This is a genomic window from Dokdonella immobilis (assembly GCF_900115085.1).
GTDB classification, from domain to species: domain Bacteria; phylum Pseudomonadota; class Gammaproteobacteria; order Xanthomonadales; family Rhodanobacteraceae; genus Dokdonella; species Dokdonella immobilis.
In genome coordinates this window covers 39,464-62,157 of the sequence record NZ_FOVF01000003.1, presented here as the reverse complement: position 1 = coordinate 62,157, position 22,694 = coordinate 39,464, and the positions used below count along the sequence as shown (strand labels likewise).

The 22,694-nt window shown below is 65.4% G+C and carries 21 protein-coding genes; 10 read left to right on the top strand and 11 right to left on the bottom strand.

Translation table 11 applies throughout. From position 1 onward, the window contains the following. Positions 1–54: 54 nt before the first annotated feature. Entirely contained in the window at positions 55–3,531 is a 3,477-nt protein-coding gene (gene mfd, locus BM125_RS03005) for a transcription-repair coupling factor (RefSeq protein WP_092404756.1), read from the top strand. Between the two features lie 37 nt (positions 3,532–3,568). On the opposite strand, the gene BM125_RS03000 is transcribed toward mfd, so the two are convergent. Further along, on the bottom strand, positions 3,569–4,327 hold the full coding sequence (locus tag BM125_RS03000) for a sulfurtransferase (RefSeq protein ID WP_092404754.1): 759 nt from the start codon (positions 4,325–4,327) through the stop codon (positions 3,569–3,571). Between the two features lie 346 nt (positions 4,328–4,673). On the opposite strand from BM125_RS03000, the gene BM125_RS02990 reads away from it, so the two are divergent. Then, the gene (locus BM125_RS02990) at positions 4,674–5,537 is read left to right on the top strand and encodes a glutaminyl-peptide cyclotransferase (RefSeq protein ID WP_092404750.1); all 864 of its coding nucleotides are present in this window, start codon (positions 4,674–4,676) and stop codon (positions 5,535–5,537) included. Positions 5,538–5,997: 460 nt separating this feature from the next. Here the strand turns inward: BM125_RS02990 and BM125_RS02985 are convergent, their stop codons facing one another. Further along, a complete protein-coding gene (locus tag BM125_RS02985) occupies positions 5,998–6,858 on the bottom strand; it encodes a PA4780 family RIO1-like protein kinase (protein ID WP_092404748.1) in 861 nt (286 codons plus the stop codon). 325 nt (positions 6,859–7,183) lie between these two features. Between BM125_RS02985 and BM125_RS02980 the strand changes: the two genes are divergently transcribed. Beyond that, positions 7,184–7,834, top strand: a complete 651-nt coding sequence (locus BM125_RS02980) for a class I SAM-dependent methyltransferase (RefSeq protein ID WP_092404746.1) — start codon at positions 7,184–7,186, stop codon at positions 7,832–7,834. A gap of 17 nt (positions 7,835–7,851) precedes the next feature. Continuing rightward, a complete protein-coding gene (locus BM125_RS02975; protein WP_092404745.1) occupies positions 7,852–8,178 on the top strand; it encodes a YkgJ family cysteine cluster protein in 327 nt (108 codons plus the stop codon). On the opposite strand, the gene BM125_RS02970 is transcribed toward BM125_RS02975, so the two are convergent. From BM125_RS02970 to BM125_RS02955, 4 genes are all read right to left on the bottom strand, one after another. Further along, on the bottom strand, positions 8,164–8,349 hold the full coding sequence (locus BM125_RS02970; protein ID WP_217647793.1) for an oxidoreductase-like domain-containing protein: 186 nt from the start codon (positions 8,347–8,349) through the stop codon (positions 8,164–8,166). The two genes, BM125_RS02975 and BM125_RS02970, sit on opposite strands and share 15 nt — an antisense overlap. After that, positions 8,346–8,792 carry a thioredoxin TrxC gene (trxC, locus tag BM125_RS02965; protein WP_092404743.1) on the bottom strand — a complete coding sequence of 149 codons (447 nt, stop codon included), beginning with the start codon at positions 8,790–8,792 and terminating at the stop codon, positions 8,346–8,348. Before trxC ends, BM125_RS02970 begins: the two co-directional genes overlap by 4 nt. Before the next feature lie 84 nt (positions 8,793–8,876). Further along, the gene (locus tag BM125_RS02960) at positions 8,877–9,533 is read right to left on the bottom strand and encodes a glutathione S-transferase (RefSeq protein ID WP_092404741.1); all 657 of its coding nucleotides are present in this window, start codon (positions 9,531–9,533) and stop codon (positions 8,877–8,879) included. 58 nt (positions 9,534–9,591) lie between these two features. After that, the gene (locus tag BM125_RS02955) at positions 9,592–10,986 is read right to left on the bottom strand and encodes an FAD-binding oxidoreductase (RefSeq protein WP_092405162.1); all 1,395 of its coding nucleotides are present in this window, start codon (positions 10,984–10,986) and stop codon (positions 9,592–9,594) included. A 218-nt stretch (positions 10,987–11,204) separates the two neighbouring features. On the opposite strand from BM125_RS02955, the gene serA reads away from it, so the two are divergent. After that, positions 11,205–12,440 (top strand): phosphoglycerate dehydrogenase, encoded by a 1,236-nt coding sequence (serA, locus tag BM125_RS02950; protein WP_092404739.1) that lies wholly within the window; start codon positions 11,205–11,207, stop codon positions 12,438–12,440. Between the two features lie 123 nt (positions 12,441–12,563). After that, the gene (locus tag BM125_RS02945; protein WP_092404737.1) at positions 12,564–13,214 is read left to right on the top strand and encodes a hypothetical protein; all 651 of its coding nucleotides are present in this window, start codon (positions 12,564–12,566) and stop codon (positions 13,212–13,214) included. 63 nt (positions 13,215–13,277) lie between these two features. Here the strand turns inward: BM125_RS02945 and BM125_RS02940 are convergent, their stop codons facing one another. From BM125_RS02940 to BM125_RS02925, 4 genes are all read right to left on the bottom strand, one after another. After that, entirely contained in the window at positions 13,278–13,895 is a 618-nt protein-coding gene (locus BM125_RS02940) for a trimeric intracellular cation channel family protein (RefSeq protein ID WP_092404735.1), read from the bottom strand. A 79-nt stretch (positions 13,896–13,974) separates the two neighbouring features. Further along, on the bottom strand, positions 13,975–15,471 hold the full coding sequence (locus BM125_RS02935) for a DUF4139 domain-containing protein (RefSeq protein WP_092404733.1): 1,497 nt from the start codon (positions 15,469–15,471) through the stop codon (positions 13,975–13,977). A gap of 164 nt (positions 15,472–15,635) precedes the next feature. Further along, on the bottom strand, positions 15,636–16,955 hold the full coding sequence (locus tag BM125_RS02930; RefSeq protein WP_139224835.1) for a proprotein convertase P-domain-containing protein: 1,320 nt from the start codon (positions 16,953–16,955) through the stop codon (positions 15,636–15,638). 254 nt (positions 16,956–17,209) lie between these two features. Continuing rightward, complete coding sequence (locus BM125_RS02925; RefSeq protein WP_092404729.1) at positions 17,210–17,881, bottom strand: nitroreductase family protein; 672 nt, start codon at positions 17,879–17,881, stop codon at positions 17,210–17,212. A 132-nt stretch (positions 17,882–18,013) separates the two neighbouring features. Here BM125_RS02925 and BM125_RS02920 point away from each other — a divergent pair, with 132 nt between their 5' ends. After that, positions 18,014–18,592 carry a gamma-glutamylcyclotransferase gene (locus BM125_RS02920; protein ID WP_092404727.1) on the top strand — a complete coding sequence of 193 codons (579 nt, stop codon included), beginning with the start codon at positions 18,014–18,016 and terminating at the stop codon, positions 18,590–18,592. Between the two features lie 54 nt (positions 18,593–18,646). Here BM125_RS02920 and BM125_RS02915 read toward each other — a convergent pair whose 3' ends face one another. Beyond that, a complete protein-coding gene (locus BM125_RS02915) occupies positions 18,647–19,381 on the bottom strand; it encodes a DUF2652 domain-containing protein (RefSeq protein ID WP_092404725.1) in 735 nt (244 codons plus the stop codon). Between the two features lie 223 nt (positions 19,382–19,604). Here BM125_RS02915 and BM125_RS02910 point away from each other — a divergent pair, with 223 nt between their 5' ends. From BM125_RS02910 to BM125_RS02900, 3 genes are all read left to right on the top strand, one after another. After that, entirely contained in the window at positions 19,605–20,891 is a 1,287-nt protein-coding gene (locus BM125_RS02910; RefSeq protein ID WP_092405160.1) for a DUF2254 domain-containing protein, read from the top strand. Beyond that, positions 20,891–21,772: an alpha/beta fold hydrolase gene (locus BM125_RS02905; RefSeq protein WP_092404723.1), complete on the top strand. Its 882-nt coding sequence runs from the start codon at positions 20,891–20,893 to the stop codon at positions 21,770–21,772. Before BM125_RS02910 ends, BM125_RS02905 begins: the two co-directional genes overlap by 1 nt. Before the next feature lie 98 nt (positions 21,773–21,870). Then, positions 21,871–22,647, top strand: a complete 777-nt coding sequence (locus BM125_RS02900) for a class I SAM-dependent methyltransferase (protein WP_092404721.1) — start codon at positions 21,871–21,873, stop codon at positions 22,645–22,647. Positions 22,648–22,694: the final 47 nt, after the last annotated feature.

Sequence of the window (22,694 nt, the reverse complement as noted above, 5' to 3'; positions counted from 1 at the left end):
GCGCGCCCCGCGCCGGGCGCATGTCGCTTCCGGCGCTGCCGTTCTGCAGGTTCCATGACTCCACCGACCCTTTTCAAGACCACGCTACCCGCGACCGCGAAACAGCGTCGCCAGTGGATCACCCCGCAGGGCTCCTCGCTGGCCCTGGCCCTGGCCGAAGCCGCGGGCCGGCATCCGGGCCTTGTCATCGTGGTCACCCGCGATACCCACGGCGCGCATTCGCTCGAAGGCGAAATCGCCGTATTCGCCGATGCCGGGCTTGAGGTGCTGCAATTCCCCGACTGGGAAACCCTGCCCTACGACCTGTTCGCGCCGCATCCGGACATCGTCTCGCAACGCGTCGCGGCCCTGTATCGCCTGCCCGGCCTGAGCCGCGGCGTGCTGGTCGTGCCGGTTGCCACGCTCATGCAGCGCCTGGCGCCGCGCAGCTACATCAATGGCACCAGTCTCGTTCTCGAAAACGGCCAGCGCTTCGACCTCGCCGCCGAGCAGCGCCGCCTCGGCGGCGCCGGCTACCGCAATGTGCCGCAGGTACAGGAGCCCGGCGATTTCGCCGTGCGCGGCGCGATCGTCGACATCTTTCCGATGGGCAGCGCCGAGCCGTATCGCATCGAACTGCTCGACGAGGAGATCGATTCGATCCGCACCTTCGATCCGGAAACGCAGCGCTCGGCGAACAAGGTCGAGCGCGTGCACCTGCTGCCCGCCCGCGAGTTCCCGCTGACCGACGAAACGACGCGCAACTTCCGCAACACGCTGCGCGAGCGCTTTCCGATCGACCCGCGCCGCTGCCCGCTCTATCAGGACATCAAGGAAGGCACGGCGCCGGCCGGCATCGAGTACTACCTGCCGCTGTTCTTCGCCGGCTCCGGCTTCGGCGAGCCCGAAACGCTGTTCGACTATCTCGCGCCGGGCGCGCTGTTCGTCGTTGCCGAAGGCGCCCTCGAGGCCGGCGAGCAGTTCGAACGGCAGGCCCGCGAGCGCCATGAGCAGCGTGCCCACGATATCGAGCGACCGATCCTGCCGGTCGCCGAGCTGTACCTGTCGGCGCAACAGCTGCGTGAACAGCTGAACCAGCAACTGCGCATCGATCTGGTCGGCACCGGCGCCGACGAACGCGGCATCGAACTCGGCACCCAGCCGGTGCCGATGCTGCCGATCAACCGCAAGGACGAGGCGCCGGCCGCCGAATTGCAACGCTTCGTCGCCAGCTATCCCGGGCGCGTGCTGATCGCAACCGAGTCAGCCGGACGCCGCGAAGCGCTGATCGAACAGGTCAGTGCGGCCGGCATGCAGATCGCCACGGTCGCCTCGTGGCGCGATTTCCTCGGCGGCACGGAGAGACCCGGATTCGCGATCACCGTGGCCGCGCTCGAACAGGGCTTCGCCCTGAGCGAACCGCCAATCAGCGTGCTGACCGAGCGCGAGCTGCTCGGCGAGCGGGTCCAGCAAAGCCGCCGGCGCAAACGTGCGGCGCGTGATCCCGAAGCAGTCATTCGCGACCTGACCGAACTCGCCCTCGGTTCGCCGATCGTCCATGTCGACCACGGCGTCGGTCGCTACCAGGGCCTGCTCAAGCTCGACGTCGGCGGCCTCGACGGCGAATTCCTGGCCATCGAATACGCCAAGGGCGACAAGCTCTACGTACCGGTGTCGCAGCTGCAACTGGTCAGCCGCTACTCGGGAACCGCGCCCGAACTGGCCCCGCTGCACTCGCTCGGTGGCGACGCCTGGGAGCGGGCCAAGAAGCGCGCTGCGGAGAAGGTCCGCGACGTCGCCGCGGAGCTGCTGGCGATCTATGCCCAGCGCGAGGCGCGGCCCGGCACCGCGCTGGCCATCGACCGGCTCATGTACGACCAGTTCGCCTCGGCCTTTCCGTTCGAGGAAACGCCGGACCAGTTGCAGGCCATCGAAGCGGTCATCGCCGATCTGGCCCGCGCCCGGCCGATGGACCGCGTGGTCTGCGGCGACGTCGGCTTCGGCAAGACCGAAGTCGCCTTGCGCGCGGCCTTCGTCACCGCGATCGCCGGCAAGCAGGTCGGCATCCTCGCCCCGACCACCCTGCTTGCCCAGCAGCACTTCCAGAACTTTCGCGATCGCCTGGCCGACTGGCCGCTGCGCGTCGAGGTGCTGTCGCGGTTCAAGTCGAAGAAGGAAACCGCGGCAGCCCTGGAAAAGCTCGCCGCGGGCCAGATCGACATCATGATCGGCACCCACAAGCTGCTCCAGGCCGATGTCCGCTTCAGGGACCTCGGCCTGCTCATCGTCGACGAGGAACAGCGCTTCGGCGTGCGCCAGAAGGAGCAGCTGAAGAAGCTGCGCGCCGAGGTCGACCTGCTGACCCTGACCGCGACGCCGATCCCGCGCACCCTGAACATGGCCATGGCCGGCCTGCGCGACCTTTCGATCATCGCCACCCCGCCGGCGCACCGCCTGGCCGTGAAGACCTTCATCGGCGCCTGGGACTCGGCCCTGATCCGCGAAGCCTTCCAGCGCGAATTGCAGCGCGGCGGCCAGGTCTACTTCCTGCACAACGAAGTCGACACGATCGAGAAGACCGCGCGCGAACTCGAGGCCCTGGTGCCCGACGCGCGCATCCGCATCGCCCACGGCCAGATGCCCGAGCGCGAGCTCGAACAGGTCATGCTCGACTTCTACCGGCAGCGCTTCAACGTGATGGTCTGCACGACCATCATCGAGTCCGGCATCGACGTGCCGAGCGCCAACACGATCGTGATCAACCGCGCCGACAAGTTCGGCCTCGCCCAGTTGCACCAGCTGCGCGGACGGGTCGGCCGCTCGCACCATCGCGCCTACGCCTTCCTGATCGTCCCCGACACGCGTTCGATCACCGCCGATGCCGAAAAGCGCCTCGAAGCGCTGGCCTCGCTGGAGGAACTCGGTGCCGGTTTCACCCTGGCCACGCACGATCTCGAGATCCGAGGCGCCGGCGAACTGCTCGGCGAGGAACAGTCCGGCCAGATCGAGGAAATCGGCTTCTCGATGTACCGCGACATGCTCGACCGCGCCGTGCGCGCGCTGAAGTCGGGCAAGGTCCCGGACTTCGACCTGAGCAGCGAGCACGAGGCCGAGATCGAGCTGCACCTCGCCGCGCTGATTCCGGACGACTACCTGGCCGACGTGAATGCGCGCCTGACCCTGTACAAGCGCATTTCGAGCGCGGCCGACGAGGACGCGCTGCGCGAGCTGCAGGTCGAAATGGTCGATCGCTTCGGCCTGCTGCCCGATCCCGTCAAGAACCTGTTCACGGTGACCGAACTGAAATTGCTGGCCACCCCGCTCGGCATCCGCAAGCTCGAACTCGGCGCCAACGGCGGCCGGGTCCTGTTCACGCCGAAGCCGAATGTCGACCCGCTGACCATCATCCGCATGATCCAGACCCTGCCCAAGGTCTATGCGCTGGACGGCCAGGACAAGCTGCGCATCAAGCTGCAACTGGAAGGCGCGGCTGAACGCCTGCGCGTGGCCCGCGAAATCATCACGGCGCTGGCAAAACGCACGGCCGCCTGAGCTGAATCAGCGTCGGGGCCGTTCTGTCCAGGCGCGATCAGCTTGCCGGCAGATTCGTGGCGTGTTCGCCCGCCGTCGGCTTCAGTTCGGCGTCGAGCGCAACGCGCTCGTCGAAGACGAAGCAGTTCCCGGCATAGCCATGGCCACCGACTGCCTCGAAATAGCCGAGGATACCGCCGTCGAGCTGGAGCACGTTCCCCATGCCCTCGGCGCGCATCCACAGGGCCGCCTTTTCGCAGCGGATGCCGCCGGTGCAGAAGCTGACCACGGTCGCGCCCTCGAGGGCCTGGCGGCAGCCGGCGATGGCACCCGGCAACTCGGTGAAGCGGTCGATCGGCAGGCACAGGGCGCCGGCAAAGGTGCCGTGCGCGACCTCCTCGCGGTTTCGCGTATCGAGCAGGATCAGCCGCCGACCGCTGTCGTCCTCGCCGCGTTCGATCCAGCGCGCCAGGTCGAGCGGCGCAACCGCCGGGGCCCGACCGCCCAGCGGCGCGGCATGATCCCGACGGAAGCTGATGATTTCGTCCTTGAGCTTGACCTTGAGCCGACCGAACGGCGGGCTCTGGCTGACGCTGCGCTTGACGCCGATGTCGGCGAAGCGCGGGTCGGCCCGGAGCACCTCCAGCAGGGATTCGATGCCGCTCTCGCTGCCGGCAAGGAACAGATTGAGGCCCTCGCGGGCCACCAGGACCGTGCCAAGCAGCTCGGCCCCGGCGGCTGCGTCATGCAGGGTTTCACGCAGAGCCTGCGGGTCGTCGACTTCGACGAATTTGTAAGCGGCGATATTGAGGATCATCCGCCCATTTTAGGGCATTCACCGCGCCTCCGCCGCGCATGCAAGGCCCGGGCGCCCCTATGCAGGCCCGGCATTAAGCGCTAAAAAGACCTTCCCGAGCGACGGCGGAACCGTCGCATTCCAGCGCGTCCAGCGTGCAAGAGAGGCTGTCATGTCCAAGGGTATGGATCAGAAGAAGAGCGACAAGAAGAAGCCGGCAAAGACCCTGAAGGAAAAAAGGGCCGAGAAGAACGAGAAGAAGAAGAGCAAGTAAGTTGCCGCCACGGCCTGCTTCGCTGCCAATCGCAAGGTTTGCAGCGAACGCGGAGCCTCCTGCCACGAGCCCCGTCCCTTATTCCGGATTTCGATGCCTGCCAAAGCCAGCACAGCCCCAGGCCCGGGCAAACCTGCCGCTCCCCGCGGTCTGCTCCGCCTCGCCCTGTTCCCGATCCTGCTGGTAGCCGGTTCGTACTGTTCGGCAGACGGCGACGTGCCGCTGGTCACCGAGGCGGCGCGCCCGCCGGCCGTGCTCGAGTACGAGATCGTCAACACCTATCCGCACGATCGCGGCGCGTTCACCCAGGGCCTGATATTCCGTGACGGCTTCCTCTACGAGAGCACCGGCCTGAACGGACGCTCGAGCCTGCGCAAGGTCGTCCTCGAGAGCGGCGAAGTCGTGCAGCGGGAAAACGTCGCCACCGAGTATTTCGCCGAGGGGCTGACCGACTGGAAGCACTCGCTCATACAGATCACCTGGCAGTCCAAACGGGGCATCGTCTACGACCTCAAGACATTCAAGCCGACCAGCGGTTTCAGCTACACCGGCGAAGGCTGGGGCATCACGCATGACAGCAAGCGCCTGATCATGAGCGATGGCACATCGACTTTGCGCCTCCTGGATCCGAAGACCTTTGCCCAGATCGGCACCCTCGAAGTGACCTACCAGGGCAAGCCGCTGGCCAATCTCAACGAGCTGGAATACGTGCGCGGCCGGATCTTCGCCAATGTCTGGCAGAGCAACAGCATCGTCGTGATCGATCCGCTCAACGGCCGGGTCATCGCCCAGATCGACCTGCCCGGCCTGCTCAGCACCGCCGACCGCGGTCCCGGCGTCGACGTGCTCAACGGCATCGCCTACGACGCCAGGCATGATCGCCTGTTCGTCACCGGCAAGCTCTGGCCGAAGCTGTTCGAACTGCGCCTCAAGCCCACCGCCTTGCTGGCCCCTTGATTGGGCCCGTGAAAAATCAATTCGGCGCTGCACCGGCCCGCTGGAGAATTAACGAGCGGAAGGCCTGCACGAGCGGAAGGCCTGCAGTATGGAATGCCTCTCCCGCTGGCGGGAGAGGCTGCCGACAGGCTGGTGAGGGTGGTCGGGCGGAGCGGAGTCGCCAAAAGCCGTAGATCAAGAGCCCCTCATCCACCCTTCGGGCACCTGAACTCGCACCCTCCATGGTGCTCGCCCTCCGGGCAGCATACGCTGCGCAAAACGACGGTCCTGCCGTTTGGTCTCCCGCCAGCGGGAGAAGGAAAAGACGCGAAATGCAGCGGCGTGGTGGGCTACTCCTGTCCAGGCGAGTGGGAATTGCCTCGTGGCTTGATGCTGTTTTCCGGCCCGAGCAGCAGCGCGCCAGGAGTCTGGGCGAGTTCGCCTCAGGCTGCGTCCGATCTCCGTTCCGCGCCTGCCCGCGTTACTGGTCGGCTTCGGCCGCAGCTTCGCGGCCCTGCTGACGAATCAGCGCTTCCTCGCGGGCATCGTTGATCGCCGCGCGCACCCCATCCAGATCGACTTCGCTCTCGTCATGCTCGAATTGCCCGCTCAGTGCGCTGTCCGCGCGCAGTTCGCCGGCTTCGAACAGGGCCCAGATCTCTTCCGCATACCAGGTGTCGAGAAGTTCCGGGGCAAACCGGCCCAGATAGGCGGTCAGGTTGTTGACGTCGCGTTGCAGCATGCTGCGCGCGGCGTTGTTGCCGCTGGCGCTGACCACCTGCGGGAAATCGATGATGACCGGCCCGTTCTCGCCGACCAGCACGTTGTACGGTGAAAGGTCACCGTGGATGAGCCCCTCGCCGAGCATCAGGACGATCTGGCGGATCAGGAAGGCGTGATATTCGCGAGCCCGCTCGGCCGAAAGTTCGACTTCGCCGAGGCGCAGCGCCGAGTGGCCATCGGCATCGGTGACCAACTGCATGACCAGCACGCCATGAAAATAGCCGTGCGGTCGCGGCACGCTGACGCCGGCCTGCAACAGGCGATAAAGGGCTTCGACTTCAGTGTTCTTCCAGGCCGTTTCCTGCTGCTTGCGACCGTACTTGCTGGCCCGCCCGATCGCGCGCGCTTCGCGGCTGCCACGCACCTTGCGGCCCTCCTGGTATTGCACGCGCTGCTGGAAGCTGCGCTGGGCCATGTCCTTGTAGACCTTGGCGCAGCACAGGACCTGCCCTGCCTCGACCACGTAGACCGAGGCTTCCTTGCCGCTCTTGAGCGGCCGGATCACGCGATCGATCACGCCATCGTCTATCAGTGCCTGCAGGCTGGGAGGGGTCTTCATCGGCGGAAATCTGGGGTGCGGGTGATTGTGCGCCGGTACGCAGCTGGGATTGCCGGGCGCGGAGAATAGCCGATTGCAGCGGCGGCCGCGCCGGCGGGGCATTCCTGCCGTGGCTCGGGACCCCTGGTTGCAGCCTGTCCGGACCGTTCGGATAGCCGCCTGCCGCAGTGCGGCGGACATTCAGCCCGGCGCAATCGCATTGGCGTAGACTGTCGGCGCCTGCAGTATTTTGAGCGCGTCTCGATCGGCCGATTTCCCGTCGCCGTTACGCCCCTTTCGCGCCGTCACCTCTCTCCTCTGCGATGACGCCCCAACGGGAGTGCCCATGCCGGGCTACCGTACCCGCCAACTGGTCGTCCGGATCGGCGGGCATGATTTCCAGATTCGCGCGCTGAGCGACCTCCAGCAGTTCTCGGATCCGCACCGGTTTGCCGAACGCCTCGGCATATCGTCGGCGCAGTGGAGCCTGTTCGGCCAGGTCTGGCCATCCGGCCGGGTCCTCGCCGAAGCCATGTGCACGGTCGAGATCGGGCACCGGCGCATCCTCGAGATCGGCTGCGGTCTCGGCTTGTCGAGCCTGGTCCTGCAGCGTCGAGGCGCCGACATCACGGCCAGTGACCAGCACCCGCTGGCCAGATCGTTCCTGGCCCGCAATTCGCGCCTGAACGGACTCGAAAGCGTTCCCTACCAGGATCTGCACTGGGCGATCCCGCACGAAACACTGGGTCGTTTCGATCTCCTCGTCGGCAGCGACATCCTCTACGAACGCGACCATATCGACCTGCTCGCCGGGGTCCTCGATCGTCATGCCAATGCGCGTGCCCAGATCATCTTCACCGACCCCGGTCGCGGCAACAGCGCGCCGTTCACGCGTGCCCTGGCTGCACAGGGCTACAACGTCAGCGAAGTTCGCAGCCGCTTCAACGAGAGCGACCTGCCGCCGTTCCGCGGCCGACTCCTGAGCTACCAGCGCTGATTGCGGACCCGATCAAGATGGCCCTTGGCATTCTCCCCGACGACAGCAAGATCGACCCGAGCGTGACCTGCGAGGCCTGCGAGGCCGTCTGCTGCCGGCTCACCGTGGTCATCGACGCCAGCGACCGGGTGCCGGAGCATCTGATCGCGCGTGGCCCCAACGGCGTCGACACCATGGCCCATGGCAGCGATGGCTGGTGCCTGGCCCTGGACCATGCCAACAAGCGTTGCGGCATCTATGCGACGCGCCCGTCGGTATGCCGGAAATTCGCCATGGGAGGCGGCTATTGCCGTTTCAAACGGGCAAAGTTCGCGAACAGCGGCCTTTCCCTACGCGTCCTTTGAGGCGGACGTCCGACCGGCCTGACGCTGCTGCCAGGCCGCGTGGGCGGTCCGGTAGCGCGCCAGGGACTCTTCATGGACATCGAAGACGCAGCATACGCAACCCGATCCGCAGCACTCCGACGGATCCGGCTCGAGCGGCTTGACCGGCTCGGGATCCGCTGCGTCGCTCACGCGTTTCGTTTCTGGCTCTCTGTCCACTGCAGGATCTGCGCGGTCGTCATGCTGCCCGACTGACGCGCCAACTCCTTGCCGTTCTCGAAAAGGATCATGGTGGGAATGCTGCGGATCGCAAAGCGGGCGCCCAGTCCCGGTTCGGCCTCGGTGTCGACCTTGGCCAGGCGGACCCGTCCCTGCAGTGCCTGCGCGGCCGCCGCAAAATGGGGCGTCATCGACAGGCAGGGCCCGCACCAGGGCGCCCAGAAATCGACCAGCAAGGGCACCTCGCCGCGCAGCGCCTTGGGCTCGAAATCGGCTTCGGCAAGCGCGATCGGCTGGCCCGGAAACAGGGACTTGCCGCAGCGCCCGCAAACCGGCTTCTCGGCGAATCGGCGACGCGGCACCCGGTTCATCGTTGCGCAGTGCAGGCAGGGAACCAGGCTGGTCTGATCGTTCATGGCAGTGCGAATCCCGCAGAGTCGAGGGGTTGTTACCGCCGTACATGGCGACGCGTGCCAATCGATACAAGTCGTCGGCGGCGCTCATGCAGCCGGGAAGATCGCGCCAGCGCCGGTGCCGGACCAGGGCCGGTATCTGTGCATGGCCTGGACAAAGGCGGCGTGTGTCTGCAGTTGCCGCAGCCAGTCGCGCAAGCGGCTCCATGACTGCTCCTCGAACCAGTGCGGTTCGACGCCGGCGAACTGGCGCACGAACGGCATGATCGCGAAGTCGGCCAGGCGAGGGACACGACCGAACAGCCAGCCCCCGGCCGCCAGGCGCCGTTCGAGCAGGTCGATGTAGGCAATGCCCTGCTCTTTCGCGAGTTCGCGATCGCAATCGCCGTAACGCTGCGGATACTTGTAGCGGTCGAGCGCCGGCTTGAATTCGGCCTCACACGATTCCACAAGTTCCAGCATCGCATCGAGGCAAGCGGCTTCGCCACCCAGCCAGTCCGAGGGATCGTTCCGGCGCAGCGCCCAGAGCATGATGTCGAGGCTCTCGTCGATGATCGCGCCGGCATGGCAAACGAGCACGGGCACGGTCGCCTTTGGCGAACAGGCAAGCAGCGCTGCCGGCTTGTCGGCCAGCAACACCTCGCGCAGTTCCACGCGTGTCCTGCTCTCGACGATCGCCATGCGCGCACGGATCGCATACGGGCATCGGCGAAACGAATAGAGCACGGGCAGCGTCACGGACATCAGCCCGATTCGCGAAGCCGAATGGCGAATGGCTCCCGATGAGGTGGCTTTCGTCCGCTCATGCCTCGACGTCGAAGACCTTGCCGGGATTGAGGATCCCGTGCGGATCGAGTACCTGCCTGATCCCGCGCATCACGGCGATTTCCGCGGCGCTGCGCGTGCCCTCGAGGTATTTCTTCTTGACCAGGCCGATGCCGTGCTCGGCGGAAATGCTGCCGCCGAACCGGGCCAGGGTGGCCGACAGCAGCGCGGTGACGCGTTCGCATTCGGCGATGAAGGCTTCATCGCCGACTCCATCGGGCCTGATCACGTTGATGTGCAGGTTGCCATCGCCGATATGGCCGAACCAGACGATGTCGTAGTCCGGATACTCGCGCTCGAAGATCTCGCGCATGGCCTGCATGAAGCGCGGAATCTGGCTGATGCGCACCGAGATGTCGTTCTTGTACGGCTTCAGGGCAGCAAGGCTTTCGGTGATGCCCTCGCGCAGGCGCCACAGCGCTGCCGCCTGTGCCGAGCTCTGGCTGATCACGCCATCGTTGACCCAGCCCTGGTCGAGGCATTCCTCGAACACGCCGAGCGCGGCCGCCTCATGCGCCTCGCTTCCCGCATCGAACTCCGCAACGAGGTAGAACGGCGATATCTGCGCGAACGGATTCTGTGCGCCGTGACGAAGCACGTGCTCGAGCGCGCGATCGGTGAAGAACTCGAATGCGCTCAGCGAGAGCCGGCGCCGGCAGGCCGCGAAGACCTCCATCAGCGCCTCCATGGCCGGCACTGCGAACACCATGACGTTGGAGGGCGGCGGCGGATCGGTCAGTCGCACCGTGGCCTCGACGACCAGTCCGAGCGTGCCCTCCGCACCGATCAGCAGCTGGCGCAGGTCGTAGCCGCTGGAGTTCTTGATCAGGCCGCGATTGAGGTCGAGCAGTTCGCCGCTTCCGGTGACGACCTTGAGGCCGGCGATCCACTCGCGCGTATTGCCGTAGCGGATGACGCGAATGCCGCCCGCGTTGGTGGCGATGTTGCCGCCGATCGAACACGAGCCGCGAGCCGCGAAGTCGACCGGATAGATGAGTCCATGCTGCAGCGCCGCCGCCTGCAGCGACTCGAGGACCAGGCCTGGCTGCACCGTCAGCGTGCGATCGACCGGATCGAAGTCGAGCACCCTGTTCATGCGCTCGAAACTGAGTACGAGTTCGCCGCGCGCGGCGACCGCCCCGCCGGACAGTCCGGTGCGACCGCCCGATGGCACCAGGCCGACCTGCTCGCGCACCGCCCAGCGCACGATCGCCTGCACCGCTGCGCTGTCGGCCGGAAACGCGATCGCCAGCGGCGCCGGCTGCCAGCGGCGGGTCCAGTCGCGTCCGTAGAACTCCAGATCGGCAGGGTCGGTCTTCAGCAGCAGCTCCGGCATCTGCTCGCGGAGTCGGCTCAGGCGCGCGTCATTCATGGATTCCCTGCGTGTCTTCGTGGAAGGACCGGCTTGATCGAGCTCGATGGCCCGGCGGGCGATCCGTGCCTGCTGATCCATTGCCGGCAAGCCTGCCAGCGATGCGTCGAAGCGTCCACTGTTGCAGTGCCGCAAAACCCGCGCGTTCTGGCATAGTCCTCTTTCGGCGGCGCCCCGATTGGTATCCGCTGCAACCATCGACCCGTTCAAGGCCGACCATGAAGAAAACTTCCTACCCCAAGCAGGACATCCGCGTATTGCTGCTCGAAGGTGTCAGCCAGAGCGCCATCGACACCTTCACCGCGGCCGGCTATTCGCAGATCGAGCTGCACGAGAAATCGCTGCCCGAAGACGAGCTCAAGCGCCGCATCGCCGACGCCCACCTGATCGGCATCCGTTCGCGCACCCAGCTGAGCGCCGAGGTGCTGGCCGAGGCGAAACGGCTGATCGCGGTCGGCTGCTTCTGCATCGGCACCAACCAGGTCGATCTCGGCGCAGCCCAGGGACACGGCATCCCGGTCTTCAATGCGCCGTACTCGAATACGCGCAGCGTCGCCGAACTGGTCCTCGCCGAGGCGATCCTGCTGATGCGCCGGATTCCGCAGAAGAACGCGGAATGCCACCGTGGCGGGTGGTCGAAGTCGGCGGCCGGCAGTTTCGAGGTTCGCGACAAGGTGCTCGGCATCGTCGGCTATGGGCACATCGGCACCCAGGTCGGGCTGCTCGCCGAAGGCCTCGGCATGCGCGTGATCTTCCACGACATCGAAACCAAGCTGACCCTCGGCAACGCCCGCGCGGCTGCGAGCCTCGATGACCTGCTGCAGCGCGCCGACGTGGTCACCCTGCATGTCCCGCAGACGCCGCAGACGGCGATGATGATCGGCCCTGCCGAACTCTCCCGCATGCGCAAGGGCAGCGCCCTGATCAACGCCTCGCGCGGCACCGTGGTCGATATCGACGCCCTCGCCGACAGCCTGCGCTCGGGGCATCTGTCCGGTGCCGCGGTCGACGTCTTTCCGGTCGAACCGAAGGCCAACGGCGAAGCGTTCAGTTCGCCCCTGGTCGGCATGGACAACGTGATCCTGACTCCGCACATCGGCGGCAGCACGCTCGAGGCGCAGGACAACATCGGTGTCGAGGTTGCGGCCAAACTGGTCCGCTACAGCGACAACGGCTCGACCCTTTCCGCGGTCAACTTCCCCGAAGCGACCCTGCCCGAGCACCCGCACAGCCGACGCCTGCTGCATATCCATCGCAACATGCCGGGCATGCTCTCGCGCATCAACGAGATCTTCTCGCGCGAGAACGTCAACATCGACGGACAATACCTGCAGACCAACGCCAACATCGGCTACGTCGTCGCCGATGTTTCGACCAGCGAGGAACAGGCGGTGGCATTGAAAGACGCGCTGGCGGCGATACCCGGAACCCTCAGGACCCGGGTCCTCTATTGAACCAGGCACTTCGGCGAAGACGCATCGCCATGCGAATTGGTTTCAACCGAAACTGGATGACCGGTGTTTGGCTCCATCAACAGGTGTAGACTGGTTCAGGTTTCATTCGCCCGGAGTCGCCGCATGAATCGAATTGCATTGCTATCGCTTGGCATCCTTTTCTGTGCGTCGGCCAGCGCACAGCAGAGCCAGGTTGACGAATACGCCCTCAAGGCCACCGAAATAAACACCCCGAACCCGATCGCCTCGCCGAACGACGTGCAGTCCTATTCGGCCGACACGACCGGCGGCACGTCCTGGGATCGCCCGTTCGCGGACGGTACCTGCTGTTCCGGGCTCGGCCCCGTGGTGCTGCACAGCCAGCAATTCTCGATTTCCGCCAACGACACCTGCAATGTCAGGAGCGTCCAGGATGGTTGGGATGGCTACCTGTTCATCTACGTCGATCCGTTCGACCCGTTGAACCAGACCGTCAACTTCGTCGCCGGCGATGACGACGGCGCTGGCGGAATCGGCACCTCCGACATCGACGGCGTCGCCCTGACCGGCGGCACGGTCTACCAGATCGTCACGACCGGTTTCGAGGCCGGCGAAGAAGGAACCTTTACCAATACGATCACCTGCCCGGTCGCCAACGTGACGATAGGCGGAGGCGGAGGCGGCGTGCCGTTCGAGCCGCCAGCCACGCTGCCGACCCTTGGCCAGAATGCACTGATCATTCTCGGCATGCTGGTCGGCCTGCTCGGTTTCGTGGCCATTCGACGCCGCGCCTGAATCGTCTGGACGCTGCAATCGAGGGGCGGCCAAGGGCCGCCCTTCTCTTTTTGCGGGCCGTCGTCAGTCGGACCGCGACGGGGCGACCGGGAGCCGCCAGCCGAAGCGGATTGCCATGAAGCGAAGGCCGAAGCAGATCGTCACGGCCGCGATCAGGACCGGCAGATCCGGCAGTTCGAAGACCTTGCCGCCGACGATTACCGATGCGCCGGCCAGCGCAGCCACGGCATACAGTTCGGACCGCAGCACCACCGGCGTCTGCGCCACCAGCATGTCGCGGACGATGCCGCCACCGATGCCGCTGAGCATGCCGAGCAGGATCGCAGAAGCGGGTTGCAGGCCGAAGGCCAGGGCCTTGCTGGCGCCGGTCGCGGCGAACAGGGCAAGACCGAGGGCATCGAACATCTGCACGGGATTGCGCAGCTTCTCGATATCCTCGCAGCGGTAGAACGTGATGATGCCGGCCAGGCAACTGACTGCGAGATAATGCCAGCTGGCGAGCGCTGTCGGCGGCGTCGCGCCGATCAGCACGTCGCGCACGATACCGCCGGAAACCGCTGCGGCAAAGGCCAGCACGAGCACGCCGAACAGATCCAGCCGATGACGCACGCCGACTGTTGCGCCGCTGATCGCGAAAACGAAGGTACCGACGAAGTCGATCGTGACGAGGATCAGGTCCATGGCCTGGACCGGCAGGTTCCGGCGGGCCGCGTTGGCATGACCGCCGCCAGTCTCTCGCCGGCGGTCGCGATTGCCGTCGCTACCATGTGTAGCGGACGCTGTAGGTCAGCTTGGCCTCGCCATCAGCCGGAATGACCAACGGGAAATCGATGGTCTGCGCGTCACGCTTTTCGTAATCGTGGTTCTTGGCCGTGATCTTCCAGGTGCTCCAGCGATACAGGTATTCGCGCACGACCACGGTCGCCGCCGACTTCTTGCGGTTGCGCACGCTGATCTCGAAGCTCTCGTCGATGATCTTGCCGGCACTGTCCATCGTGAACGCCGTCTGCCGTCGCTCGCCGACAATATCGAAGGCATTGCCGAGCTTGATGCGCACGGTCTCGTTGCGCGGCGTGTGCTTGATGACGTCCTCGCCGATGAACTCCAACGAACCATCCCCCGAGGCCTGGTTGACGCGCATGCGCCCGGCCGGCAGCGGGACGCCGAGCTGGTTGGCCTCCTTGTTCTCGAACTCGAGGTAGGCACCGACGGTGCCGTCGCTGCTGGCGCCATAGCCCTGGTCGGCGATCGGCTGCGCCCAGTAGCTCCATGGCCGAGGGGCTGCCGTGAACACCAGTTGCTTGCGGCAGGCAATGTCGACCGCGGTCGGGAACAATTCGAGCTGTTTGGTCGAATTGTCGGGAAGGTCGCTGCGCCGACCGAGCGTGTACAGGTGGTATTCGAACAAAGAGGATTCGGCGAAGCCCTGGTCGGCTTCTTCAAGACGCGCCGCACCCGCCGCCTTCATCATGCGCACTTGCGGCTGCGCCGCGGCCGGCGCGCGGTTGACCTCACCGGCGACGAGCTTGAGTTGCGCCGCCGGAAAGCTGCCTCCGGACTGGTTGACGATGGTGACCCAGGACGACAGATCCATCGTGCACTTGTCGCCCGACTCGCGCAGCGCGATGTTGTAGTCGGTCCACCAGGTCATGCCCTGGGTCTGGTAGGAGACCCGCGTGTCGTGTGTTCCCGCGCGCTTTGCATCGACCAGCCAGACCAGGGTTGGTCGCGTGATCAGGCCGCCCGGAAGGCTTGGAAACAGCACGTTGCTGAAGTTGGAAAGGCTCACCACCTCGCCGCTGTCGCGCTGCAGGATCAGGCTGCCGCCGGCCGCCGACAACAGCGTTCCGGAGATCCTTTCGAGTTCCGTGCCTCGCAACTGTTCGACCGTGATCTTTTCGCCAACATAGCGCTCGAGCAGCTTGTCGCGGTTGACGAGGTCGTACTGGTAGTTCTGCTCGAGCACGCGTGTACCGGCAGGGTCGGTCAGCGATTCGAAAGCAACCGTGGTCGGATCGATGCGCGTGGCCACATCGGTGAAGCGCAGTTCGCCCCTGCCGCTCGGCAAGGCCATCTTGCGACCATCGCGAACCAGCGCATAACCCGGCAGTGAAGCGCCATAGTTGGCCAGGCGGTCGGTGCTGATCTGGCCCGGCTGGGCCGAACTGTAGATGGTCAGCGAGTAATCGGGCGTTTCGGCAGCGGCGGTTCCGGCGACCAATGCCGTTGCCATCGCGAGCGGAAGTGGCTTGCGCATGTTTCGTTCCCTCTGCAGGTTGGATGTCCGCAATGCAACGCAGTGTGCATGAAAGCGGGGTTGGCGATCCAATCACCCATCGACGGCATCGGGCCGCGCCGCTACACCTGGAAGACGAAGGGGCGCCCGAGGGCGCCCCTTTTGCAATTCACACACCGAGCTGCTCAGCTTCGATGCAATCGTCGGCGAAGGACAACCAGTCCGACTCCGAGCGCGAGTCCGATCAGGAGCACACTGGACCACAATGAACCTGAAGGCACCGTGACGGCCACCGGCGGTGGGCCGGTTACGGCGCAACTGCAGGTCGTCACGTCGAGTGACCAGGCACTCAGGCTGCCGATGTCTCCGGCGGCGTCGTCGCCGACCATCAGGGTCCAGCTACCATTCGGATCGCCACCGGCAAATGCGCCCATGGCGCCTTCGGGAACCAGGGGTGTCGCAGTCACCAGGTTGGTGTAGGTGAAGTCCGTGGCCGGCGAGCCGGCCTTGTCGTACCACTGTGTTCCATTGAACACATCGTCATTGCCGGCGCCATTGTCGGTGGAGATGGTCGTACTCGTGGCGGCCGGCGACATCAGGAATACATCCAGGTCCGCCGCGAAGGTATGGGTGATGCTCGTGTTGAGCTGGATCGCACAGGTGAAGGCATCTGCACCACTGACGGACAGCGTCGAATTGGCGACCGTGTTGTCGACGATCGCCACCGGCACGTTGGTACTGGAGAAACTGCTGACCGTATCGGTCGGCGCCACGTCGCCCGAAATGACCGTAAGCGACCAGGATTGCAGCGTGCCGACGTCGCCGGCCGCGTCGTCGCCGACGCTGAGGACCCAGGTTCCATTCGGATCCTCGCCGCGAACGGCGGCCATCGCCGATTCGGGAATGACCGCACCGATCGACACAAGATTGGTGTAGATCGCATCGGTGACGGGCACCCCGGCGAGGTCGGTGAACGTGACCGGAGCGAAGACGTCGTCATTGCCTGCGCCACTATCGGTGGTCAGGGTGATCACCGTGCCGGCGGGCGACGTCAGCGTGACGTCGAGGTCGGCGGCGAAGGTATGGTTGATCGTCAGCGTGGCTTCGACGTAGTGCGTGAAGGTCGGCGCACCGGCGATGCTCAGGTTGGATACCGCCGTGGCGTTATCGACGATGGCGATCGGTGTGTCGGTGCTGTTGCCTGTGGTCGTAGTTACCGTGCAGTTGGGTGGTGTCATCACCGCACCGCGGACTACCGGGCCGTTGACAAAGACAGGATCGCTCGGACGATCTCCACCGAGGCTCGCGCTGATCGCGTCGAGCTCGGCAATGGCGGCGGCGGGATCCTGCCCGCTTGCCTTGGCTTCACGAATCTGCTCGGCCAGCGCCTGCATGCTGGCCAGCGCGTCCTCTTTCGGGCCGGCGGCGGCCAAGCCCGGCAAGGCCACAAGCGCGGCAATCAGCGGGACGCACGGGAATCGGGATAGAAACCTTGATCGGTTCATGGACTGCTTTCTCCCCAGGGTGGAAACCAGCAGCAGCCGCAGGCATCGCGAGCGGATGCGCAGCACCGATTCTGCGCCGCAGGACAAGCCAATTCAAGCCTGGATTTGCCGTCCCTAAGGGATGCGCAGGAAAGGGTTACGCTTTGGATTCAATAACCTGCATGACTTTCGGCGTGAAAAAACAAGACTTCGCAATTTTAGGCATCGGGCGTTTCAGGCACGCGTGAGCCGCCCTTTTGCAGCTCGCAATGTCTTCAGACCACGAAATCGGCGATTTCCGACAGCGGCTTGCGGGCGATGTCGGGCACACGGCAGCCCTCGGCCGGATGGCCAACCACGAGCAACAGATACGGCACCTCGTGCTTCGGTCGTTCGAGGATCTCGTTGAGGAACGCCATCGGACTTGGCGTGTGCGTGAGCGTCGCCAGTCCCGCGTGATGCAGGGCCGTGATCAGCAGGCCGGTGGCGATGCCTGTCGATTCGTGCGGGTAGTAGCGTTTGGCCTTGTGGCCATCGAGCAGCGGTCCGGTACGTTCGTAGAACACCGCGATCAGCCATGGGGCCTGCTCCAGGAACGGCTTGTTGGCGTCGGTCCCGAGAGCGGCCAGCGCATCGAGCCATTCACCCGGCGCGCGTCGCTCGTAGAATTCGCGTTCCTCGGCCTCCGCGGCGATGCGGATGCGTCGCTTGACTTCGGCGTTGCCGATGGCGACAAAGTGCCAGGGCTGCTGGTTGGCTCCGCTCGGCGCCGTTCCGGCCGCGCGCAGGCAGGCTTCGATGACCTCGCGCGGGACACCCTGTCCGGAGTAGTCACGGACCGTGCGTCGGCTCGCCACGGCGCTGGCAAAGCGCTGCGCGCGGGCAATCATTTCGGCGGGCTCGATGCTGGCCGCTGCGGAAAACGGAATCGACTTGATGGCGTTCATCGGAAAAGCATAACCCGCCCGCGTTTGCGCACAAGCAGGCGCGTGGCCTGAACCGGTGCTGGCAGACCCGGCGCGCACGATGGGAGAATCCGCACAGGATCGATCCTGCACCTCCTGCCACGCCGCCGCCCGATGTCTGCCGATACCACTTCAATCAACCGGACCCTGCATCGTTTCCACGACCAGGAACAGCTCTGGCTGTTCGGCTACGGGTCGCTGATCTGGAAGGCCGATTTCGAATTCATCGAACGCCGACCGGCACGCATTCGCGGCTGGTCACGGCGCTTCTGGCAGGGTTCGCATGACCACCGTGGAACGGCTGCCGCGCCCGGTCGGGTCGTGACCCTGGTGGCCGATCCCGGTGCGCAATGTTCCGGCATGGCCTACCTGATCACGCCGGCCGTGTTCGACCATCTCGACCTGCGCGAGAAGAATGGCTACTTGCGCGAGGTCGTACCGATCGAGTTCTGCGCCGGCGGCGCCAGCGAAGGCCTGATCTACATTGCCGGCCCCGACAATGAAGCCTTCCTCGGCGACGCGCCGGACGCGGCGATCGCGCGCCAGATTGCCCGCGCCCGGGGGCCGAGCGGACTCAACCGCGACTATCTGTTGCAGCTTGCCGATGCACTGCGCGCGATGGGCGAGGAAGATCCACATGTTTTCGCGATCGAGCATGAGTTGCTGGCCCTGGGTCCGCTGACGCAGCAATAGGCAGCGCCCGAGCTTCATGGATGCACGCAAAAAACCTCGCCGGCCCGGTCAGACTCATGCGCGCCGCGCCGTCCACCAGTTCCGCATCGCGGCCAGCCATCCGGCTCCACCCTGCGCCAGCGGCAGGTGGCGGAACACGCCGCTGCGCCTCGCCGTAGCCTTCGATCCGGCCTGCGATGTCGTCATCGGCGTCCACTCGGGCAGGTCGGACCCGTTGGCCAGCCACAGAGACTGCCTGCCCATGCCGTCGACTTCTTCAACATGGCTGCGCAAACGGGAGCGGTCGAGCCCGGCCAGTTCGGCGACCGTATCGGTCAGCAGCACGTATTCGTTCGAGGCGATGCTGTTCTTCATCAGGCGGTGCACCAGTATCACCGGTTCCCCGGCGAGTTCATCGAATTGCCGGATCTTTTTCAGCAGCACCTCGCCGCAGTGCACGAATGCCTTGAGGCTCAGCGCGGTGATATTGCGGCAGGCATCGCAGCTACAGTTCTGGCGCAGTGCGCTCAGGGCTTTGACACGATCGCGGAACGCCGGGAAAAACGCGCGCACCTGACCAAGCATGGGCCGCGCCGTCCCGGGGTCGGCCTCATCGATCTCGGCATAGAGCAGCGCAGCATCGCCCTCGAGCTTGTTCAGGGTCAGCGGATGGCGCGACTGGTCGAGGACCGTATTCAGCAGGTCGCTGATGACCTGCTCGGCATGCTCGAGGGTCAGCGATCGCTCGGTGATGAATCGGGTATAGCCGCTGATGTCGACAACGATCAGCAGGGCCTTGCAGATGCGCATGCGGATTTCCCCCGGATCCTGGTTCAGGCGGCGTGCATGGCCGCAGGGGGCGCCGCGGAAGATCCTGCCGCTGCGCCATCACATTGCAACAGACCGGCAAGGAGCGGCATCCATTGCAGCCCGGCGCAGCGTGGAGTTGCGGCATGTGTCCGCCGCTTCGCGGTCGCCTGTCGGGCATTACTGAGGCATGATGTTCCCGGCCTCTTTCCGACCGTTGCCCATCATGATTTCCCGACTGCAGTGGCTGATGTTGCAGCTCTCGCGCAAGCTCTGGTTGCGCACGACCGCGTTCTCGGTCCTCGCCATCGTCACCGCCCTGATCGCGGTCCTGGTCAAGCACTACATCCCCGGGGACCTGCCGGCGAAGATCGGTGCGGAATCGGTCGACACCCTGCTCCAGATCATTGCTTCGAGCATGCTCTCGGTGATGATCTTCTCGCTAAGTACGATGGTCAGCGCCTATGCCTCGGCGACCGGCAACACGACACCGCGGGCGACCCAGTTGCTGATCGAGGACACGACTGCGCAGAACGCCCTGGCTACGTTCCTTGGCTCGTTCCTGTTCAGCCTGGTCGGCATCATTGCCCTGCAGACCGGGCTGTATGGCGAAACCGGACGTGTCGTGCTTTATGCGGTCACCCTCGGCGTGATCGTCATCGTGGTCATGACACTGGTGCGCTGGAGCGACTACGTGCTCGGGCTCGGTCGGGTCGCCCCGACCTGCGATCGAGTCGAGTCCGCAGCAAGCCAGGCCATCCGCCGGCGCCGGGCTGCCCCGTATCTGGCCGGACAGCCGCGCGAAGCGGGCGACGCCGGCATCCCCGAAGGTGCCCAGCCGATTCATGGCGACAGCTTCGGCTTCGTCGAGCATGTCGACATGCAAGCCCTGCAGGATCTCGCCGAGAAGCAGGAGGTGGAGATCTACCTGGCCGCCCTGCCGGGGCACTACGCCGGGGCCGCGCAGCCGCTGGCATGCGTGATGAAGGCACTGCCAGAGGACAGCCTGGAGGATATCCGCAAGGCATTCAGCATCGCCTCGTCGCGCAGCTTCGACCAGGACCCCAGGTTCGGCGTCTGCGTACTCTCCGAGATCGCCTCACGCGCCCTGTCGCCGGCCGTCAACGACCCCGGCACGGCCATCGACATACTCAGTCGCGGCGCACGCATGCTGGCGCTATGGTCGGATCACTATCCCGATTCGTCGGACCTTGGCCGCCAGGAAGAGATCCATTTCCCCAATGTGCATGTGCCCCCGGTCGAGCTCGAGGAACTGTTCGACGACTTCTTCATACCGATCGCCCGCGACGGTGCCGGACTCGTCGAGGTCGGCATCCATCTGCAGAAGATGCTGCAGACCCTGGCCTGCCTCGGGGACGAACGCTACCGCAAGGCCGCGGCACGCCATTCCTCCCAGGCACTGGCGCGCGCAGAACTGGTACTGAAGATGACCGACGACCTCGTACGCATCCAGCAGTCCGCGGCCCGCGTGGCCAAGGCGGCGCAATCCTGATGCCGGCGGCCACGGCCGCGGAATGGCGGCAAGCCGGTTCGACCTTCGGGCACGCCGGCCGGGCGATCTTCTGGCGCCAGCAAGGAAGCCACCAGGCTCCCGCCTTGTTGCTGATCCACGGCTTTCCCACCTCATCCAGCGATTGGCGTGCGATCTGGCCACGGCTGGCTCGCCACTACCGTCTGATTGCCCCGGACCTGCTCGGCTTCGGTCATTCGGCGAAGCCATGGCCCCACCGCTATTCGATCGGCGAGCAAGCCGATGTTCTCGAAGCACTGCTGGCCCATCTCCGCGTCGATTGCTGGCACGTGCTCGCGCACGATTATGGCGACACGGTGGCGCAAGAGTTGCTCGCGCGCCATGGCGCATCCGAATCGGCCGCGGGCTTGCGCAGCGTCTGCTTTCTCAATGGCGGCCTGTTTCCCGAAACCCACCGACCGCTGGCGATCCAGCGCCTGCTGATGTCGCCGCTCGGCGGTCTGGTCGCCCGGCTCTCGAGCAGGCGCAGCCTCGGCGCCAGCATGCAGCGGATCTTCGGTGCCGGCAGCCAGCCCGACCCGGACCTGCTCGACGAATTCTGGGACGGGATCCGCCACAACAAGGGCAAGCGTGCGCTGGCCGGCCTGATCGGATACATGCGGGAACGTGTCGAGCACCGCCAGCGCTGGGTCGGCGCGATGCAGAACACCCGGTTGCCACTCAAGCTGATCGATGGCCTCGCCGATCCGATTTCCGGGGCGCACATGGTGCAACGCTATCGCCAGCTGATTCCGAATGCCGACGTCAGTGAACTCGCCGATATCGGTCACTATCCGCAGATCGAGGCGCCAGAATCGGTGTTCACGGCCTACCTGGCGTTCGGAGCGGGCCAGGCCGTTTGACCCCGATCCGGCGGGATGTTCCGAAATGACTTTCGGGATGCGTGCATATCGGCATCAGGCGCGCATAGTGGCGCTTCACGCCCCAGGGAATGTCCGCCATGCCTTTCGCCCGCCCGCTGGTCCTTTCACTGCTGCTGTCGATGACCTGCTTTACGGCGATCGATGCCGCGCCGGCGCCGCATCCGCGGCCTGACCCGATCGCCGCCGCCATCGCCAATCCGGCCCGCAGTGATCGCGACCGTGAACGGGACGCGCGCGACAGGCCCGAAGCGGTGCTCAAGCTGGCCGGGTTCGGACCCGGCATGACAATCGCAGACATCTTCGGCGGCGGCGGCTACTACAGCGAGATCCTCGCCGGCCTGGTCGGCCCGCAGGGTCGGGTCTTGCTGATCAACAATCCGCCCTATGACGCCTATGCAAAAAAGGCCCTCGATGCCCGGCTTGCCGGCGGACGACTGGCCAACGTCGATTACCGCATCGCATCCAACGAAGCGATGGATCTCGGCGAGGGCAAGCTCGATGGCGCGATGATCATCATGTCCTACCACGATCTCTATGTCGCCGACCCGGACCAGGGCTGGCCGGCGATCGACGCGGGCCAGTTCATCGATCAGATCGTCAAGGCCCTGAAACCCGGAGGGAAGCTTCTGATCGTCGATCACTCGGCCAGGGCCGGAACCGGCAAATCGGCCGCGCAAACCCTGCATCGCATCGACGAGACGTTCGCCATAAGCGATTTCGAGGCGCACGGACTCAAGTGGATCGCCGGCAGCGACGTGCTTCGCCACAAGGACGACGAGCGCACCCGGAATGTCACGGACGAGGCCATCCGCGGCAAGACCGATCGATTCGTGCAGGTCTACCGCAAGCCTTGATTCTGCGTCGAATCAGCGCGCGATATCCATATACGTCAATGCCTTAT

Excerpts from the sequence above, each read along its gene's own strand:
- mfd (WP_092404756.1), top strand. The coding sequence starts at position 55 with ATGACTCCACCGACCCTTTTCAAGACCACGCTACCCGCGACCGCGAAA.
- BM125_RS03000 (WP_092404754.1), bottom strand. The coding sequence starts at position 4,327 with ATGATCCTCAATATCGCCGCTTACAAATTCGTCGAAGTCGACGACCCG.
- BM125_RS02990 (WP_092404750.1), top strand. The coding sequence starts at position 4,674 with ATGCCTGCCAAAGCCAGCACAGCCCCAGGCCCGGGCAAACCTGCCGCT.
- BM125_RS02985 (WP_092404748.1), bottom strand. The coding sequence starts at position 6,858 with ATGAAGACCCCTCCCAGCCTGCAGGCACTGATAGACGATGGCGTGATC.
- BM125_RS02980 (WP_092404746.1), top strand. The coding sequence starts at position 7,184 with ATGCCGGGCTACCGTACCCGCCAACTGGTCGTCCGGATCGGCGGGCAT.
- BM125_RS02975 (WP_092404745.1), top strand. The coding sequence starts at position 7,852 with ATGGCCCTTGGCATTCTCCCCGACGACAGCAAGATCGACCCGAGCGTG.
- trxC (WP_092404743.1), bottom strand. The coding sequence starts at position 8,792 with ATGAACGATCAGACCAGCCTGGTTCCCTGCCTGCACTGCGCAACGATG.
- BM125_RS02960 (WP_092404741.1), bottom strand. The coding sequence starts at position 9,533 with ATGTCCGTGACGCTGCCCGTGCTCTATTCGTTTCGCCGATGCCCGTAT.
- BM125_RS02955 (WP_092405162.1), bottom strand. The coding sequence starts at position 10,986 with ATGAATGACGCGCGCCTGAGCCGACTCCGCGAGCAGATGCCGGAGCTG.
- serA (WP_092404739.1), top strand. The coding sequence starts at position 11,205 with ATGAAGAAAACTTCCTACCCCAAGCAGGACATCCGCGTATTGCTGCTC.
- BM125_RS02945 (WP_092404737.1), top strand. The coding sequence starts at position 12,564 with ATGAATCGAATTGCATTGCTATCGCTTGGCATCCTTTTCTGTGCGTCG.
- BM125_RS02940 (WP_092404735.1), bottom strand. The coding sequence starts at position 13,895 with ATGGACCTGATCCTCGTCACGATCGACTTCGTCGGTACCTTCGTTTTC.
- BM125_RS02935 (WP_092404733.1), bottom strand. The coding sequence starts at position 15,471 with ATGCGCAAGCCACTTCCGCTCGCGATGGCAACGGCATTGGTCGCCGGA.
- BM125_RS02930 (WP_139224835.1), bottom strand. The coding sequence starts at position 16,955 with ATGAACCGATCAAGGTTTCTATCCCGATTCCCGTGCGTCCCGCTGATT.
- BM125_RS02925 (WP_092404729.1), bottom strand. The coding sequence starts at position 17,881 with ATGAACGCCATCAAGTCGATTCCGTTTTCCGCAGCGGCCAGCATCGAG.
- BM125_RS02920 (WP_092404727.1), top strand. The coding sequence starts at position 18,014 with ATGTCTGCCGATACCACTTCAATCAACCGGACCCTGCATCGTTTCCAC.
- BM125_RS02915 (WP_092404725.1), bottom strand. The coding sequence starts at position 19,381 with ATGCGCATCTGCAAGGCCCTGCTGATCGTTGTCGACATCAGCGGCTAT.
- BM125_RS02910 (WP_092405160.1), top strand. The coding sequence starts at position 19,605 with ATGATTTCCCGACTGCAGTGGCTGATGTTGCAGCTCTCGCGCAAGCTC.
- BM125_RS02905 (WP_092404723.1), top strand. The coding sequence starts at position 20,891 with ATGCCGGCGGCCACGGCCGCGGAATGGCGGCAAGCCGGTTCGACCTTC.
- BM125_RS02900 (WP_092404721.1), top strand. The coding sequence starts at position 21,871 with ATGCCTTTCGCCCGCCCGCTGGTCCTTTCACTGCTGCTGTCGATGACC.